The following is a 15,891-nucleotide window of genomic DNA, read 5'->3' on the forward strand; positions in this document are numbered from 1 at the left end:
CTCTCAATGAGGATCGGCCAGCAGGTTCGGGTTGAGCGAGCTCACGAACTCAGCGAAGTCCTGCCCACCCACTGAAATGTGCTCTTGCATGGCTGCTCGCGCCGCTTCGGCGTCTCCAGACTCGATCGCGGCTGCGATCTTCTCGTGCTCACCCAGCGACTTGAGCAGTCGACCTGGCAGATCAAATCGTGACTGCTGATAGGCAGCGCACCTCAACCGCAGCGCCATGACTTGGCGAGCGGCCCACTCGTTGCGCGCGCCCGAGTAGATGGCGGCGTGAAAGCGCGCGTTGGCCTCGGCATAGCCCTGGCGGTTGCCCGACTTGGCGGCCGAACGGCATGCCTTGAGGGCCGAGCGGAATTCCTCGCGCTGGCCGGCATCCATGCGCTTGGCGGCGAATTTGGCGCATACGCCTTCCATCTCGGCCAGCATCTCCAACAGCCCCAGCAGTTCCTTGATCCCCAACTTGGGCACCACGACGCCAACCCTGGGGATCACATTGAGCAAACCCTGCGCCGCCATGAAGAGCACAGCTTCACGAACAGGCGTGCGCGATACGCCAAAGCGCTCTGCGAGGGAGCGTTCGTCGAGCACTGTGCCGGGTATCAGTTGCCCGTTCAGGAGGTCGCGTTCCATCTCTGCACGAACCGTGTCCGAGAGACTTTCAGGGGATTGAGGCTTGCCCATGCTTGGTATTCTAGATTACAGTTGTGGCATACCAAAGCTAGTATTTGGAATACCAACCATGGAGACGAGATGAGTGAGGCGGAATCTGGACCTGTATTTAGCAGGCCAAGTGCGCACGTTGCGCTGATTGAGCTGAACCGGCCTCAAAGTGCCAATCGCTTGGAGCCGCAGGACCTAGAAGTGCTGCGTAGTCACATTGATGAATGTGAGAGCTCGGCAGATGTGCGCGTACTGGTCCTCGCTGGCCGTGGCAACTACTTCAGCGCTGGCTTTGACCTGCGAGCTCTTGCAGACGGCCTGCGTTCGGGCGTGCGATTCGATGGGGCCGATAGCGCCTTCGAAGCGGTGGCCAACCGACTGGATAGCTCGAAGCTGATTTCGATTGCCGCGCTCAATGGCCCCGTGTTGGGCGGCGCCACCGATCTGGCGTTGGCATGCGATTTCCGTATGGGCTCGTCCGAGGTTTTCATGCAGATGCCTGCGGCCAAGTTCGGCTTGCCTTTGTATGCCGGTGCTCTTCAGCGTTACGTCAGCCGGATGGGCCTGAACCACGCCAAGCGCCTGGTGTTCATGGCCGAGCGCGTTGGCGCACAGGAAATGCTCGACATGGGATTTCTGACAGCCCTCGTCCGGCCAAGTGAGGTGATGGCAATGGCTCTGTCCCAGGCGGCCCATTTGGCCACCATGCCGCCGAAGAACATGGCCGCACTTAAGCAAGTCCTCAATGCGTCGGCACTCGGCGAAGGTACAGCCGTGAGTCAACGCGAAGTGCTCGCTCGAGCTTTCGATCCCGAGGCGATCCTTCAAAACATCGCGGCCAGCCAAGCGGCACGACGCAAGGGCTGATGTTGATGCTCGCGCCAAAGACACAAGGACCCCTTGCCGGTTTGGTCGTGATCGACCTGACCCGGGTACTGGCGGGGCCGTACTGCACCATGACGCTTGGCGACTTGGGTGCACGCGTCGTGAAGGTCGAGATGCCCGGCCAAGGCGATGATGCCCGCCACATCGGCCCCTTCGTAGAAGGCGCTGACGGGGAGCAAACGTCCGGCTATTTCTTTTCGGTCAACCGCAACAAGGAGTCGATTGCGCTGGACCTGAAACTGGACAGGGACAAGGCAGTCCTCGAGAAACTGCTCGACAGCGCCGACGTGTTGGTCGAAAACTATTCCCCAGGCACCATGGACCGACTGGGCTATGGCTGGGACATGCTGCATGCTCGCTGGCCCCGGCTCATCCTGGCGTCGATCTCCGGCTTTGGACAGACGGGTCCATATCGAACGCTTCCGGCCTACGACATGGTCGTTCAGGCGATGGGTGGAGTGCTCAGCCTCACCGGTGATGCCCCCAACCGGCCCACGCGAGTGGGGGTCTCGATCGGTGACATTGCGGCAGGCATGTTCGGGGTGATTGGCATTCAGGCGGCGTTACTCGAGCGGGCACGTTCGCATGAAGGGAAGCACGTCGATGTCGCCATGCTCGACTCGCAGGTGGCGCTGCTCGAGAACGCCCTGGTCCGGTACCAAGTTGATGGGGTCGTGCCCGGGCCTATTGGGTCGCGCCATCCCTCCATCACACCCTTTGGAGTTTTTCGCACCGGCGAAGGCCACATCGTGCTCGCCGCGGGCAATGACCGCCTATTCACTCGACTGCTCGACATTCTTGGGCTTGAGCGCCTGAGCACCGATCCGAGATTTATCGACAACGCCGCGCGATGTGCGCACCCCGATGAGCTGCGCCTGGAGATCGAGCTCGCCCTGGCCGCGAAGTCGACGCCGGAATGGCTGAAGATCTTCACGGCCGCAGGCGTGCCCTGCGGTCCCATGAACGATGTGGCGGCGGTAATGAAGGATCCGCAGGTCCGGGCGCGTCACATGCTCATGGAGCTGCCGGTCTCCAACGACCGGTCGCTCACCATCGCTGGCTCACCCATCAAGTTCCAAGGGGAGATCCTTGGTGACGCACAACCTGCGCCCCGCCTCGATCAGCATCGCGATGCGCTCTTGACGGAGCTCGGCCTGCTCTAGGCCGTCAAAGACTTCACTCAAATAAACAACGGAGACAACATGAAATTCAATCGCATTCTGGTCTCTGCGGCCGTCCTGGCTGCGGCCGCTAGCTATGCATCGGACTATCCGACCCGTCCTGTCACGCTTGTAGTGGGCTTCCCGCCAGGCGGTGGCGCGGATGCTGTTGCTCGCCAGGTGTCGGATGCGCTTGGGAAGGAGCTTGGGCAGCCTGTGATCATGGAATACAAGCCTGGCGCAGGGATGACCCTGGCGTCGAACTACGTTGCGAAGGCCGCACCCGACGGCTACACGCTCTACATGACCAGCGGAAGCCACTATGGTGCTGACAAAGTCCTGTACAAGAAGAGCGTCAACTACGACGGCAAGAGCTTCACCCCTATTGCTCGATGGACCAAGACACCGCTCGTTCTTGCAGTTAGTGCGGCCAGTGGCATCCAATCAGTACAGGAACTGATCGAGCGAGGCAAGGCCCAACCCGGCAAGCTCACCTACGCGTCGTCAGGTAGCGGCGTCGCACCGCATCTCGCTGCCGTGCAGTTTGAGCAGGCGGCCGGCATCAAGATGACGCATGTTCCTTTCAAAGGCGGTGCGCTTGCCGTGAATGCGCTTGCGTCCGGTGATGTCGATTTGACTTTTGGCACCCCGCCTTCGGTGATTCCCCTGGCGCAGACTGGGAGAGTAAAGATGCTGGCAGTGACCTCGATGGAAAGATCACGTGGTCTGCCCAAGCTGCCGACAATCGACGAGTCGGGTGTGAAGGGATTCGACTACACCTTCTGGTTCGGCCTGTATGGTCCAACTGGTCTGCCTAGAGACGCGGTTACCAAGCTGGCAACCGCCAGCTCTAAAGTGTTGGCCGACACGTCCTTGCAAGAGCGCCTAGCTGCAGGCGGCAACGAGGTTTCGGCCACGAAGTCGGCGGACGACTTCGCTGCGTGGGCGGCCCAGGAAGGCACGCGGATGAAGGTTCTGATGGAGCAATCTGGCGCGTCTGTCGATTGATTCAGCGGGGATTGCTAAGCGGCCCAGGAGCAAAGCGCCTATTGGGCGAGGTCCCAACGCCTCGGGGATGAACTTTTGACCGCCTCCCGAGAGCTACTGCCGCATTGCAGCGAGTGCGGACAATGGCTCGACTCGCTCTCTCGACCGCAACCGGCGGACAGCGGCCCCTCGATTGAGCTAACGAGACGACCGCAACGGGCGCGCTGCCGCCGCAAGGGCGGCGGCGGGACACGGCCACCAGCGGAATTTCGCGGGCGGCACACTCCGCGTCGGGAAACCGTCACATAACAGTCATATGGCGTGCCCCTAGTTCGCCGGCTCCGTGCCATTCCAGCTATTGAAGAGCGTGTATTCGACTACCGATCCAGCATCTTCATCATGGAAGCGTGGTAACGATCACCGCTGACTTGGCCAACAGCGAACATCCGGTCAATTTGGCCGACCGTGTCGTCGTTCAGCGGAATGCGCAACGAGCCGAGGTTTTCCTCGAGAAACTCGAGCGTGTCGCAGCCGCAGATGGCGATCATTCGCGGATTCCTGTTGAACAGCCACGAGAGTGCCAGTTGAGACAGGCTGCAGTGCAACTTCTGCGCGATCTCATCCAGTCGATCCACGAGTGCCAGGTTCCTCGGGAAGTTTTCCGGCGAGAACCGGGGGTACTTTCTGCGCACATCATCGGATGCCAGCTGGGCTAGGCTGCGGACCTTGCCCGACAGCATGCCCCGCGCGAGGGGAGAGAAGGCCATGAGCGTCACCCTCAGCTCGTCGTAAACGCCGAGCATGCGTTCTTCCAGGTCACGGGTCCACAGCGAGTACTCGGCCTGGACCGCTGTGATGGGGTGAACTGCACACGCGCGGCGCAGCGTGGTCTCGGACACCTCACACAAGCCGAGATGTCGGACCTTCCCCGCCTTGACGAGTTCAGCCATGGCACCGACCGTCTCCTCGATGGGCACGGCGGGATCGAGCCGATGCTGGAAGTAGAGATCCAAGTGGTCGGTGTCCAGGCGCTTTAGCGATGCCTCGCAAGCGGTGCGTACGTACGCCGGGTCACCGCGGACACCGAAAGTGCCGTTGTCCGCCGGCACGTAGCCGAACTTGGACGACAGGATGACTTCATTGCGCCGCCCGTGCAGCGCCGTTTCGACCAACTGCTCGTTGTGGCCCCACCCGTAGAAGTCCGCTGTGTCGATGACGTTGATGCCTTCATCGACCGCGCGTCGGATGACTTGCACTGATTCGGCGTCGGAGCGCGTTCCGTAGGCGTTGCTCATCGAGTAGCACCCCAGGGACATGGGGTTCACGAGCCGCCCCGTTCTGCCGAGCTCGCGCCGAGGAAGGTGCGCGCTCATGTGGGAGCCCGATCCTTGAAGCTGGAAGCCAGTGGCGAGATGTAGGCCGGAATCGGCAGACCGTGTTCCCGTACATGGTCCAGGATGCCGTCCTCGATCGCGTTGGCATCGCGAATGCCGAGGAATTTCTCTCCGTCGAAATTCACGTTGGCACCATGAACCACCATGAAGCCTTCGGCCGGACCTTTCGCGTTGGCTGGCACGGAGAAGGTATGAATGGAGCCGGCGGGCTCGTACAGATAGCTGCCCTCGGTCTGAGGGTTCTGAGGATATTCCTTGTAGTTCCACTCGCCCTTGGTGGTGAAAAAGTGCACCGTGCCGGTGTGAAAGTGGGTCGGCAACGTCGTGCCCGGTGCGAACTTGCCGTACAGCACCCAGATCCCGTTCTCGCGATCCAGGAAGAGGGGAATGATTTCGTAGCCGGGTGCCGCACCGGGGATGAAGGCCGCCTCATGAATGTTGACCGTCAGAAGCTCGTCTTGCTTCGTGATGGAAGAGGGAAGTGTCATTGGATGAGTCCTTGCAACTTACAGGAGGCCAAGCTGCTGCAGCTTCAGGTCGGGCGAGGTGTATGGGCGCTCGCAGATGATCTTGGAAGACCCGGGGCCGAACTGGAAACTCGCGGCCATGCGGACCTTGAACTGCCGCCCGGTCGGTGCATAGGTCTTGTCGCGGACCTTGAGCTCGCCGAGGTGGGTGCCCAGCAGGTAGAACTCCACCAGCACAGTGTTCGATGCGTCGTCGACTGCCAGCGAGATGATTTCGTTCTTCTGGTCGGGGAAGGATTGGCGCGAGGCGTCGAAGTACCTCCGGACCTCCTCTTCGCCGTCGTGAACCTGGCCGTTTCCATACATCTCGTAGCGCGGGTGCTCGAAGGTGTCGATGACACCGTCCCAGTCCTGCGTGCATTCGAGCGCCATGTGGTCGCGGACCGTCTGCAGCCGGGCCTGTCTCAGTTCCTCGTTGCTCATGTGAAGCTCCTGTGATCTTGGTAGAAACGTTTCCACAATTCTGATTGGATTGCTTAAGCTCAAAAACTAGGGTTTGTACTATCGGGGATCGCGCCTAGCGGCCAATTTGGCGCCATCCAGAAGGCAATGCTCGTGCGGCGAGCCCGCTTCAATGCCGGACTCGGTAATTCCCCTAGGTAGAAACGTTTCCATTCTCGCAATACATTGCAGCCATGTCGATACCGCACCCACGATTCCTGCGAGAGGTCCGTCCATGAAGCAGCGACCAACGATCAAAGACGTCGCACAGGCCGCGGGTGTGTCCCTGGGCACAGCTTCTCGTGCGCTCAATCGCGCCGGCCGAGTGAGCGAAGAAGCCATCGCTGCGGTCACGAAGGCGGCTCGTCGGCTTGGCTACGAACCCGATGCCGTTGCGCAGAGCATGCGCACGCGCTCCACAGGTGTGATCGGCTTGCTGGTGTCGGATTTCGCCAATCCGCTGTACGCGCGGATCATTACTTCGGTGGAGGCGAGCATGCAGGCGGCGGGCTACACGCTTCTGATTGCGAACACCCACAACGACCGCAAGCGCGAGAAGAGCCTGATCGACACATTCCGTGGACGCAGGGTTGATGGGCTCATTCTTGGGCCTTGCGAGATCGAGTCGGCGGAATTCCTCGAGCGCGTCGATGCCGATCTGCCCGTGGTGGCCATGGATCGTGATTTCTCGGCGGCCGGCACGGGCGTGCATGTCGACCACTACCACGGCGCGCTCCAGGCGACGCGCTACCTGCTGAACCTGGGTCACACCGAGATCGCGCTGATGACGCCCGGCAGCATCCTGCGGCCGGGGCGGGATCGCATCGCGGGCTTCGAGGATGCGTTCCGAGAGCGCGGACTGACGCCCAACCCGAAGCTGATCCGGGCAGAGAAGTCCGCGATGGACTACGCCTTCAGCGAAGCACTGGGCTTGCTGTCGGCGCCGCAGGCCCCGACTGCCTTCATGTGTTTGGGAACTCGCATCTTGTCAGGCGTCCTGCAGGCATTGAAGCACTCGGGGCGATCGATTCCGGAGGACGCAAGCGTGGTCAGCATCGGCGACACCGACCTGTCGCAACTCTTCACGCCGGCCATCACATCGCTGACTTGGGACTTCGAGGCGGTGGGCACGGCGCTGGCCCAGTTGCTCCTGAAGCGGCTCGACCGGGATCACAAGCCGGAGCCCGAGAGGATCGTGCTGACGACGCAGATGGTGCTGCGCGAATCGTGCGCATCTGCACGCCTCTCGAAAGCGAAAGTGCTCGATGCGGGACGTCAGAAGCAGGCGCAAAAGACAGACCAGAAAGGGTAGTCGCGCATTCGAACGTGGCAGCTCCGGCGTCTTCGCGATCGGCCGGGCGGGGTGACGTCGCCTCCGAATCTGCCGCACCGCGAAGCATCCCACGCAATTCATTCTTAGACACAGACCTGAAAGGATTTCATCATGAGTTCAATCTTCGGTGGCGTGCGCCAGATCGGCTATGTGGTCAAGGACATCGAAAAGGCGATGCAGCACTGGGTGAAGCTCGGTGTCGGCCCGTGGTTCTACAAAGAGGACGTCGGATCGACCGAGTTCCGCTACTACGGCAAGGACTCTCGGATCCCGAAACTGTCCATCGCGCTGGCCAATTCGGGTGATCTGCAGATCGAACTGATCGAGCAGCGCGATGATGCTCCTTCGCTGTACCTCGACTCGCTGAAGAAGAACGGCGAGGGAGCCCAGCACGTGGCCTACTGGACGCCCGATCGCTTTGACCAGATCTGCAAACACCTGCTGGAGCAGGGCTACGTGGAGGGCCACAGCGGTCGCATGGGCGCCAACCGCGGCCCTTATGCCTACTTTGTCCACCCAGATCTGCCGAGCGCCATGTTCGAGATCTCCGACTCGAGCGGAGGCAAGGCCGAGTACTTTAAAGAGGTCAGGCGGGCGGCCCAGGACTGGGACGGCAAGGACCCCATCCGCCGCGTCGGTGCTCCCAAATGAGTGTCACGCCATCCTCCATGCAGGCGCTTCCGGATCGAATGAAGGGTGCGGTGCTGACGCCGCAGGGTATCGCGATCCGCGAGTTGCCGGTGCCCCAGGTAGGCAGCACGGAACTGCTAGTCAAGGTGCGGGCGAGTTCGCTGAATCGCGCCGACCTGTTCCTGGCCGAAGGCCGGGTACACGGTGGCCACGGGGGCGCCGGAACACCGCTGGGGCTAGAGTGGTCTGGGGACGTGGTCGCCACGGGCGGCGATGTCACCGCCTTCAAGGTGGGCGATCGGGTGATGTGCTCCGGCATCGGCGGGCTCTCCGAATACGCGGTCGCCGACTGGCGGCGCACCTTCGCGTTTCCGCAGCGCAACCTCGGGTACGAGGCCGCCGCGTGCCTGCCGGTGTCGTTGCGCACCACACACGTCGCCATCGCAACGACCGGCAAGCTTGAGAAGGGCGAGTCCGTTCTGGTCCTGGGCGCCTCATCCGGCGTCGGCCTGATGAGTCTGCAAGTTGCCAAGCTGTTGGGCGCGGGCCGGGTCATCGGCACGTCGACCAAGGCGGATCGGCGTGCGCGGCTCGGCGAATTTGGGGCGGACGTCGCCATCGACAGCAACGACGCCAACTGGGTCGAGCAGGTGCTGGAGCACACCGCTGGCCAGGGCGTCGACTTGCTGATCGACTTCCTGGCCGGTCCTTTGATCAACGACAGCATGCGGGCCGTGAAGGTGGGCGGGCGGATCGTCAACGTAGGACGCATGGCGGGCGAGTCGGGGCACTTCGACTTCGACCTGCACTCGATGCGGCGGATCCAGTACCTGGGCACCACGTTCCGCACGAGGAGTGCCGACGAAGTCCAGGAGATCCAGCACCAGGTGCAAGCCGATCTCTGGCCGGCGCTGGAAGCCGGACGGCTCGGCGTGCCGATCGACGCCACCTTGCCGATCGGGCGCGTGAACGAAGCCTTCGACCTCATGAAAACCAACGGGCACTTCGGAAAGATCGTGCTCACCCAGTCATAGACAACGAATTCGGATCCAGGAGACACCCCATGAAAGCATTCGCCAAACTCGGACTCGTCGCTGCCATGTTGATCGGCGCCGCAGCCACCTACGCGCAACCTGACGCCGCCTACCCCAGCAAGCCCATCAAATTCATTCTGCCGTCGTCTCCGGGTGGCGGTGGCGACATGGTCGGGCGGCTGATCGGGGACGGTCTGTCCAAGCGGCTCGGGCAGCCGGTGATCATCGACAACAACGCGGGTGCTTCGGGGACGATCGCCATCACCCAGTTGTCCAAGGCAGCGCCTGATGGATACACGATCGGCCTGGGCACCATGACATCCACGACGCTGGCCCCGACCGTGTATCCGAAGCTTCCCTACGACCCCGTGAAGGACCTGACCACCATCGCCGGCATTGGAACCTCGCCCATCGTGCTCCTGGTGAGAAACGATGTTCCAGTGAAGAACCTGAAGGAGTTTCTGGACTATGCGCGCAAGAGTCCGGAGCCTCTGCAGTACGGAAGCTGGGGGCTTGGTTCGACGGGGCACTTCTGTGCGGAGGTGCTGAGCCAGAAGACCGGTGTCAAGCTTAGCCACGTTCCGTACAAAGGTTCGGCGCCGGTTATGACGGCGATGCTGGGCGGCGAGATCAAGGCCGCCTGGCTCGACATGGCGACCGGTACGGCCGCGGTTCGGAGCGGAAAGATCCATCCGGTGGCGCTGTGCTCTCGGCCCACCGCGGGCTTCCCGGATGTGGAGACCTACAAGGCGCAAGGCGTCGACTTCGACCAGTGGACGGGCTGGGCCATGTTCGCGCCTCCAAACATGCCCAAGCCGATCCTCGACAAGCTGGCTAATGCCGTGAAGCAGACGATCACCGATCCCGCCGTATCGGCAAAGCTGCTGGACTGGGGCATCACGGCCGAGTTCATTCCAGGTGAGCAACGCAATGCGGACAATGCCAAGGACATCCAGGCGTGGCGAAAGATCGCCGTCGATGCCGGCATGAAGTTCGACTGAGGCCAAGAGAGCGACATGGGAAAGTTCGACGCCCGCGTTGTCCTGGTCACCGGTGCTTCAGGCGGGATTGGCGCCGCGACGGCCCGTTTGTTCACCGAAAAAGGCGGTACCGTCATTGCTGCCGATCTTCGCGAGTCGGAGGACCTCGGAGCAAGAACCTCGACGGTGGAGTCCGTCATGCTCGACGTCACGTCGGAGGCGAGCTGGAGTTCCGTCTTCGCGCACATCCTCGAGCGGCACAGCAAGCTGGATGTGCTGGTGAACGCGGCGGGCATCGTGGGCGACGTGGTGTCCGGCACGCTGGAACTCACCACTCTGGAGGAATGGCGCCGCGTGATGGCGGTCAATCTCGACGGCACCTTCCTCGGCTGTCGCGAGGCGATGAAGGCGATGGCTCGACGGGGGGCGGGTGCAATCGTCAACTTGTCCTCTGTGGGAACGTACTACCCAACGACGCAAAGCGTCGCGTACGGTGCGAGCAAGGGCGGCGTCACCCAGCTGACCAAGTCAGTCGCCTTGTTCGGGAGCCAAGGCGGCAAGCGCATCCGCTGCAACTCGGTGCATCCCGGCCGCACGGACACGGCCATGCTGGACAGCATCGTGGCGCAACGTGCGCAGCGAAGCGGCAACACGGGCAGCGGCGAAGCGCGGGCCTCGGCCGATCGCATTCCGCTCGGCCCGGCGGGCACGCCCCAGGACGTTGCGAACCTGATCGCCTTCCTGGCGTCCGATGATGCGGGGTACATCACCGGCGCCGAGTTCGTCGTCGATGGTGGCTGGAAACTGCTCCGGTGAGGGGTGCGCACTTTCCAGGTGCTGGACGTTTGACGGGCTGTGCCCGGGCCGGCTTGTGTCGAAGAGGCTATCGCCTGCGGGAGGAAGCCTTGATGCACGCCACTACGTGAAGGCGTAGTAGGGCGGCTTGCAGCGATTCCAGTCCGCCGACTCACGCACGCGAATAACAGTCATGGGGCGGGTTGCAGTCGCTCTCCGGCCCTCGGACGAAGGGCTGCAACCTGGAGCAGCCTGTTGATGGGGGCTATTCTCCAGATCAATGTTCAATTCGACGCTCTCCGCGCGTCAACGGTCGCCAGTATCTTTGTGCTCAGCTCGAACCATCAGGTCGTGCGCCAGCCGTCGCATGCGCTCGCCCAGCACCACCCTGCGGGTCGTGCTCAAGCGCGCCTCCGTCGTCACGAGGATCATGGAGGCCACGGGACTTCCATCTTGCCGCAGCAAGGGCACGCTCAAGCCCCAATAGCCCCGAACCATGATGCCCGGGATGACGCAGTAGCCCTTCTCTCGCGTCTCGCGCACCAGTTCGCGAACGACGGTCGGAGTGATGCTCGGATAGTCGCGCGCGGTGACTTCCGCCCGTTGCGAGATGGCTTGTTCGATCTCGTCGTCGCCCAGCGCGGCCAACATGGCAATGCCGCCGGAACCGACGCAAATCGGGAAATGGTCTCCGACCTTCATCGCCGACCCGGGGTAGGCGATGTCGCCACTCTCGCGGGACAGGCAGATCGCATCGAAGCCCTGACGCACCGCGAAGAACACCCACTCGCCGGTTTCGATGGCCAATGAGCGCAGCACCGGCGCCGCCATGCGCTGCAATTCGTAGGCGGGCTCAGCCGCCAGCCCGACGGCAAAGGATTCCGGTCCCAGTCGGTAGCTGCGGGTGCCGGGGTCCTGGCTCACGAAGCGTTCTTCGACCAGCGTGCGCGTCAGGCGCACCGCCGTCGCCTTGTTCAGTTCGAGCTTGCGGCCGATCTCGCTCATGCGCAGGCCGGCGGGCTGGTAGCGCGCGAGTAGCTTGAGGATCGCCAGGCCGCGGCGCAGTGTCTGGGCGCCGGGCGTTTCTTCGGCGGCCGTAGACCCGCTTTCGGATGCTGGTTTACCCTGAATCTCAGGTTCAAATGATGAACCCATTTGCATATTCACTCGCATAAAAGCCCTTTATTTCCGGGTAATGGGGTGTGACGATTCAGTAATCGAATCACATTTTGAACCATATTCATGAGCACCTCACAGCACAACGAGCGCGTTGCCCTGGTCACCGGAGCGGCCAGTGGCATCGGTCGGCAGGTCGCGTTGCAGCTCGCGCTCCAGGAGGGCGCACGCGTCTATGTCGCTGACCGCGATGCCGCCGGCGCAGCCGATGCGGCGGATGCCATCTGCCAGGCCGGGGGGCGAGCGCAGGCGGTCGTGGTCGACTTGGCCGAAATTGCCAACTTGCCGGACGCGTTGCGCGCCATGACGAACACCTATGGCCCACCGGACATCGTGGTGAACAACGCCGGCATCGCCCGCACCATTCCGGCTGCGGACTACCCCGTCGACCACTGGAACACGACGATGGCGGTGAATGTCACGGCGCCGATGCTGCTGATCCAGCACGCGCTGCCGCACATGCGCAAGAAGGGCTGGGGGCGCATCGTCAACATCGCCTCGATCAGTGGCGTGCGGGCAGGCACCGGACGGCTCGCCTACGGCACCTCCAAGGCGGCGCTCATCGCACTGACGCGGCAATTCGCGATCGAGGTCGCCGAATCCGGAGTGACCGTCAATGCGATCGCGCCCGGCCCCATCGACACGCCGATGGTGCGCAGCGTGAGCGGCAACGGCCACCAGTCTTCCTACGCCGACATGATCCCGATGCGGCGCTTCGGCACGCCGGAGGACATCGCCGAGGCGGTTCTGTTCCTGGCCTCGGCGCGCAGCGACTACATCACTGGTCACACCCTGGCCGTCGACGGCGGCTTTCTCGCGAGCGGCGTGCTCGTTCGCAACCTGTTTGAGCCAGCTCCGGCACTCGCAGCCTGAGGGCTGCGGCACTCCATCCCCACCTCACCAGAAGACAGGAGACAACCATGTCCATCACACGACGCAGCCTCGTGAAGGTCGCCGCCGCCAGCACCCTGGGCGTCGCGCTGCCCGCCCGCTTTGCCATGGCCCAGCAGGCCGAGTTCACCTACAAGTACGGCAACAACCTGCCACCGGCGCATCCGCTCAACATTCGCACGAAGGAGATGGCCGAGAAGGTGAAGGCCGAGACCAACGGCAGGGTCGACATCCAGGTGTTCCCCGCGAGCCAGTTGGGGTCCGACACCGACATGCTGAGCCAGTTGCGCGCGGGCGGCATCGAGTTCATGACCTTGTCGGGGCTGATCCTGGCCACGCTGGTGCCTCACGCGGCCATCAGCGGCATCGGCTTTGCCTTCAGCGACTACCCGACGGTCTGGAAGGCGATGGATGGTGATCTGGGTGCGTACATCCGGGGACAGATCGGCAAGGCCAACCTGGTGGCGATGGACAGGATCTTCGACAACGGCTTCCGCCAGGTGACCTCGGGCACCCGGCAGATCAAATCGCCGGACGACCTCAAGGGCTTCAAGATCCGCGTGCCGGTGTCGCCCCTGTGGACCTCGATGTTCAAGTCCTTTGATGCGGCACCGGTCGGCATCAACGCCTCCGAGTTGTACACGGCGCTGCAGACCCGGGTGGTGGACGGCCAGGAGAACGCGCTCACCGGCGTCATGGCGCTGAAGATGTACGAGGTGCAGAAGTTCTGCGCTCTGACCAACCACATGTGGGACGGCTTCTGGTTCCTGGGCAACCGGCGTGCATGGGAACGCCTGCCCACCAACCTGCGCGAGATCGTCGCGCGCAACATCAATGCGGCCGCACTTGCAGAGCGTACCGATCTTGCCGAGCAGGCCGAGTCGATGCAGAAGGAACTGGCGTCCAAGGGCATGACTTTCAGCGCGCCCAAGCCCGATGCTTTCCGCGAGAAGCTGCGCGCCGGTGGCTTCTACGCCGAATGGAAGGGCAAGCTCGGCGACGAGGCCTGGGGTCTGCTCGAACGATCGGCCGGCAAGCTGGGCTGAAGTCATGAGCGTGCCAATGGGTCAGCCGGTGGCCGAAGTGCCGGCATGGGGTTCCGACGGCGAGAGCATGGAACCAAGCGCCGCCCGGTTGGGCACGCGCTGGATGCGGCCGCTGGAAATCGCGGGTGCGGGCCTGGTCGCGGCCATCACCTTGCTGCTGCTTGCCGGCGTGACCTCGCGCTACCTCTTCACACTGCCGGTGACCTGGATGGACGAGGCGGTGTCGATCGCTTTCATCTGGCTGGCCATGATCGGCGCGATCATCGCCGTGCACCGCAACGAACACCTGCGCCTGACGCTCTTTGCGGAAAAGCTGCCGCCTCGCGCCCGCGAGTTCGTCCATGCCTTTGCGTTGGTTGCGGTGGCGGCCGTGCTGCTGGCATTGATCGAGCCCGCCCTGAGCTATGCCCAGGAGGAGTGGTTCATTCGCACGCCGGCGCTGGACATTCCCAACGCCTTCCGGGTCGGGGCGCTGGCCTTTGGTTTCGTCGGGATGCTGGTGCTGGTGCTGTTCTATGCCCGTCGCAGCGTATCTTTCCAGGCACTGGCGGTGGCGGCGGTCGTGGCCATGGCCGTCGCCGGCACCTGCTGGCTGATGTCGCCCCAGCTCGCGCAGTTGGGGACCTTCAACATCCTCATCTTCCTGGTCGGATTCGTTGCGGTCTGCCTGGCCGCAGGGGTGCCGATCGCGTTCTGCTTTGCGGTGGGCGCGGTAAGCTACCTGGCCTTCTCGACCCATATCCCGCTGCAGGTGGTGGTGGGGCGCATGGACGAAGGGATGTCCTCGCTGGTGCTGGTGTCGGTCCCGATCTTCGTGTTGCTGGGCTGCGTGCTCGACCACACCGGCATGGGCAAGGCGATCATCAACTTCCTCGCGTCGCTGATCGGACACGTGAAGGCTGGCATGTCCTATGTGCTGCTGGGTTCGCTGTTCATCGTCTCGGGCATTTCGGGTTCCAAGGTGTCCGATATGGCCACCGTGGCGCCGGCGCTCTTCCCCGAGATGAAGCGCCGCGGTCACAAGCCCGGCGAGATGGTGGCGCTGTTGGCCACCGGCGCGGCCATGGCCGACACCGTGCCGCCGAGCATCGTGCTGATCGTGCTGGGCGCGGTGGCCGGCGTGTCAATTGCGGGCTTGTTCAACGCGGGCTTTGTCGTGGCAGGGGTGCTGCTTGTGGCGTTGGTGGCCCTCGCGCGCTGGAAAGCGCGGCACGAGGACATGCGCGGCGCCGTACGATCGCCGCTTCGAGTGGTCGGGCGCCTGCTACTGGTGGCTGCGCCTGCGCTGGTACTGCCCTTCCTGATTCGCAGTGCCGTGGGGGAGGGGGTCGCGACGGCCACCGAGGTCTCCAGCGTGGCCGTGGCCTATGCGCTGCTGATCGGACAGCTGATGTACGGCGGCATTGGCGTGCGCAAGTTCTACGACATGCTGGTGGACACTGCCGCGCTGTCGGGTGCCGTGTTGCTGGTGTTGGGTGCGGCCTCCGCGATGGCTTGGGCGATCACGCAAAGCGGCGTGGTGCAGCAGTTGTCGGTGTTCCTCACGACATTGCCCGGTGGCGCAATTGCTTTCATGGCCGTGTCGATTCTGGTGTTTCTGCTGCTGGGATGCCTGCTCGAAGGGCTTCCCGCGGTCCTGTTGCTGGCACCGATCATGTTCCCGATCGCGAAGAAGCTCGGCATCAACGACGTGCAGTACGCCATGGTGATCGTCTGTGCGATGAACGTCGGGCTGATGGTGCCGCCGATTGGCGTTGGCTTCTTCATTGCGTGCCGCATCGGCGACGCACGTCCGGACGACGTGGTGCGGGCGATCTGGCCTTACCTGGCGGCCTTGCTGGTGGGGGTGATCGTGATCGCTGCCGTGCCTTGGCTTTCCACGGTCGCGCTGTAGCGCTGGCGAGTCTCGTTCATTCGCGCCCACACCGGCCTTCCATTGTTGCTCC

16 protein-coding genes are annotated in these 15,891 nt (G+C 63.1%); 11 read left to right on the top strand and 5 right to left on the bottom strand.

All coding sequences use genetic code 11. The features are described 5' to 3' along the window. Positions 1 to 3: 3 nt before the first annotated feature. Positions 4 to 687, bottom strand: a complete 684-nt coding sequence (locus QTH91_RS11125) for a GntR family transcriptional regulator (RefSeq protein WP_286660140.1) — start codon at positions 685 to 687, stop codon at positions 4 to 6. Positions 688 to 756: 69 nt separating this feature from the next. On the opposite strand from QTH91_RS11125, the gene QTH91_RS11130 reads away from it, so the two are divergent. From QTH91_RS11130 to QTH91_RS11140, 3 genes are read left to right on the top strand one after another with little or no spacing between them, the layout of a single operon-like run. Beyond that, positions 757 to 1,533 carry an enoyl-CoA hydratase/isomerase family protein gene (locus QTH91_RS11130; RefSeq protein ID WP_286660141.1) on the top strand — a complete coding sequence of 259 codons (777 nt, stop codon included), beginning with the start codon at positions 757 to 759 and terminating at the stop codon, positions 1,531 to 1,533. 5 nt (positions 1,534 to 1,538) lie between these two features. Beyond that, a complete protein-coding gene (locus QTH91_RS11135) occupies positions 1,539 to 2,714 on the top strand; it encodes a CaiB/BaiF CoA transferase family protein (protein ID WP_286660640.1) in 1,176 nt (391 codons plus the stop codon). Between the two features lie 39 nt (positions 2,715 to 2,753). Then, positions 2,754 to 3,719 (top strand): Bug family tripartite tricarboxylate transporter substrate binding protein, encoded by a 966-nt coding sequence (locus QTH91_RS11140; RefSeq protein ID WP_286660142.1) that lies wholly within the window; start codon positions 2,754 to 2,756, stop codon positions 3,717 to 3,719. Between the two features lie 356 nt (positions 3,720 to 4,075). On the opposite strand, the gene QTH91_RS11145 is transcribed toward QTH91_RS11140, so the two are convergent. The 3 genes from QTH91_RS11145 to QTH91_RS11155 are packed head-to-tail and all read right to left on the bottom strand — an operon-like array spanning position 4,076 to position 6,042. Further along, on the bottom strand, positions 4,076 to 5,071 hold the full coding sequence (locus tag QTH91_RS11145; protein WP_286660143.1) for an aldo/keto reductase: 996 nt from the start codon (positions 5,069 to 5,071) through the stop codon (positions 4,076 to 4,078). Continuing rightward, positions 5,068 to 5,580 carry a 2,4'-dihydroxyacetophenone dioxygenase family protein gene (locus QTH91_RS11150; protein ID WP_286660144.1) on the bottom strand — a complete coding sequence of 171 codons (513 nt, stop codon included), beginning with the start codon at positions 5,578 to 5,580 and terminating at the stop codon, positions 5,068 to 5,070. The genes QTH91_RS11145 and QTH91_RS11150 overlap by 4 nt, the downstream gene beginning before the upstream one ends. Before the next feature lie 18 nt (positions 5,581 to 5,598). Further along, a complete protein-coding gene (locus QTH91_RS11155) occupies positions 5,599 to 6,042 on the bottom strand; it encodes a nuclear transport factor 2 family protein (RefSeq protein ID WP_286660145.1) in 444 nt (147 codons plus the stop codon). Positions 6,043 to 6,295: 253 nt separating this feature from the next. Here QTH91_RS11155 and QTH91_RS11160 point away from each other — a divergent pair, with 253 nt between their 5' ends. The 5 genes from QTH91_RS11160 (at position 6,296) to QTH91_RS11180 (ending at position 10,853) form a co-directional block, all read left to right on the top strand. Then, the gene (locus tag QTH91_RS11160; protein ID WP_286660146.1) at positions 6,296 to 7,372 is read left to right on the top strand and encodes a LacI family DNA-binding transcriptional regulator; all 1,077 of its coding nucleotides are present in this window, start codon (positions 6,296 to 6,298) and stop codon (positions 7,370 to 7,372) included. 132 nt (positions 7,373 to 7,504) lie between these two features. After that, on the top strand, positions 7,505 to 8,044 hold the full coding sequence (locus tag QTH91_RS11165) for a VOC family protein (protein WP_286660147.1): 540 nt from the start codon (positions 7,505 to 7,507) through the stop codon (positions 8,042 to 8,044). After that, positions 8,041 to 9,057, top strand: coding sequence for a zinc-binding dehydrogenase (locus tag QTH91_RS11170; RefSeq protein ID WP_286660148.1), 1,017 nt, complete (start codon positions 8,041 to 8,043; stop codon positions 9,055 to 9,057). The genes QTH91_RS11165 and QTH91_RS11170 overlap by 4 nt, the downstream gene beginning before the upstream one ends. Positions 9,058 to 9,086: 29 nt before the next feature. Next, positions 9,087 to 10,058 carry a Bug family tripartite tricarboxylate transporter substrate binding protein gene (locus tag QTH91_RS11175; protein ID WP_286660149.1) on the top strand — a complete coding sequence of 324 codons (972 nt, stop codon included), beginning with the start codon at positions 9,087 to 9,089 and terminating at the stop codon, positions 10,056 to 10,058. 15 nt (positions 10,059 to 10,073) lie between these two features. Next, on the top strand, positions 10,074 to 10,853 hold the full coding sequence (locus QTH91_RS11180; RefSeq protein ID WP_286660150.1) for an SDR family NAD(P)-dependent oxidoreductase: 780 nt from the start codon (positions 10,074 to 10,076) through the stop codon (positions 10,851 to 10,853). A 285-nt stretch (positions 10,854 to 11,138) separates the two neighbouring features. Here the strand turns inward: QTH91_RS11180 and QTH91_RS11185 are convergent, their stop codons facing one another. Further along, a complete protein-coding gene (locus QTH91_RS11185) occupies positions 11,139 to 11,987 on the bottom strand; it encodes an IclR family transcriptional regulator (protein ID WP_286660151.1) in 849 nt (282 codons plus the stop codon). A gap of 87 nt (positions 11,988 to 12,074) precedes the next feature. Between QTH91_RS11185 and QTH91_RS11190 the strand changes: the two genes are divergently transcribed. Genes QTH91_RS11190 through QTH91_RS11200 form a run of 3 tightly spaced genes read left to right on the top strand, consistent with a single transcriptional unit; the run spans position 12,075 to position 15,839 of the window. After that, positions 12,075 to 12,881, top strand: a complete 807-nt coding sequence (locus QTH91_RS11190) for an SDR family NAD(P)-dependent oxidoreductase (protein ID WP_286660152.1) — start codon at positions 12,075 to 12,077, stop codon at positions 12,879 to 12,881. 47 nt (positions 12,882 to 12,928) lie between these two features. After that, positions 12,929 to 13,945, top strand: a complete 1,017-nt coding sequence (locus tag QTH91_RS11195) for a TRAP transporter substrate-binding protein (RefSeq protein ID WP_286660153.1) — start codon at positions 12,929 to 12,931, stop codon at positions 13,943 to 13,945. Between the two features lie 4 nt (positions 13,946 to 13,949). Next, positions 13,950 to 15,839, top strand: coding sequence for a TRAP transporter large permease (locus tag QTH91_RS11200; RefSeq protein ID WP_286660154.1), 1,890 nt, complete (start codon positions 13,950 to 13,952; stop codon positions 15,837 to 15,839). Positions 15,840 to 15,891 lie beyond the last annotated feature (52 nt).

The sequence above is a fragment of the Variovorax dokdonensis genome, assembly GCF_030316895.1.
Lineage (GTDB): Bacteria > Pseudomonadota > Gammaproteobacteria > Burkholderiales > Burkholderiaceae_C > Variovorax > Variovorax dokdonensis.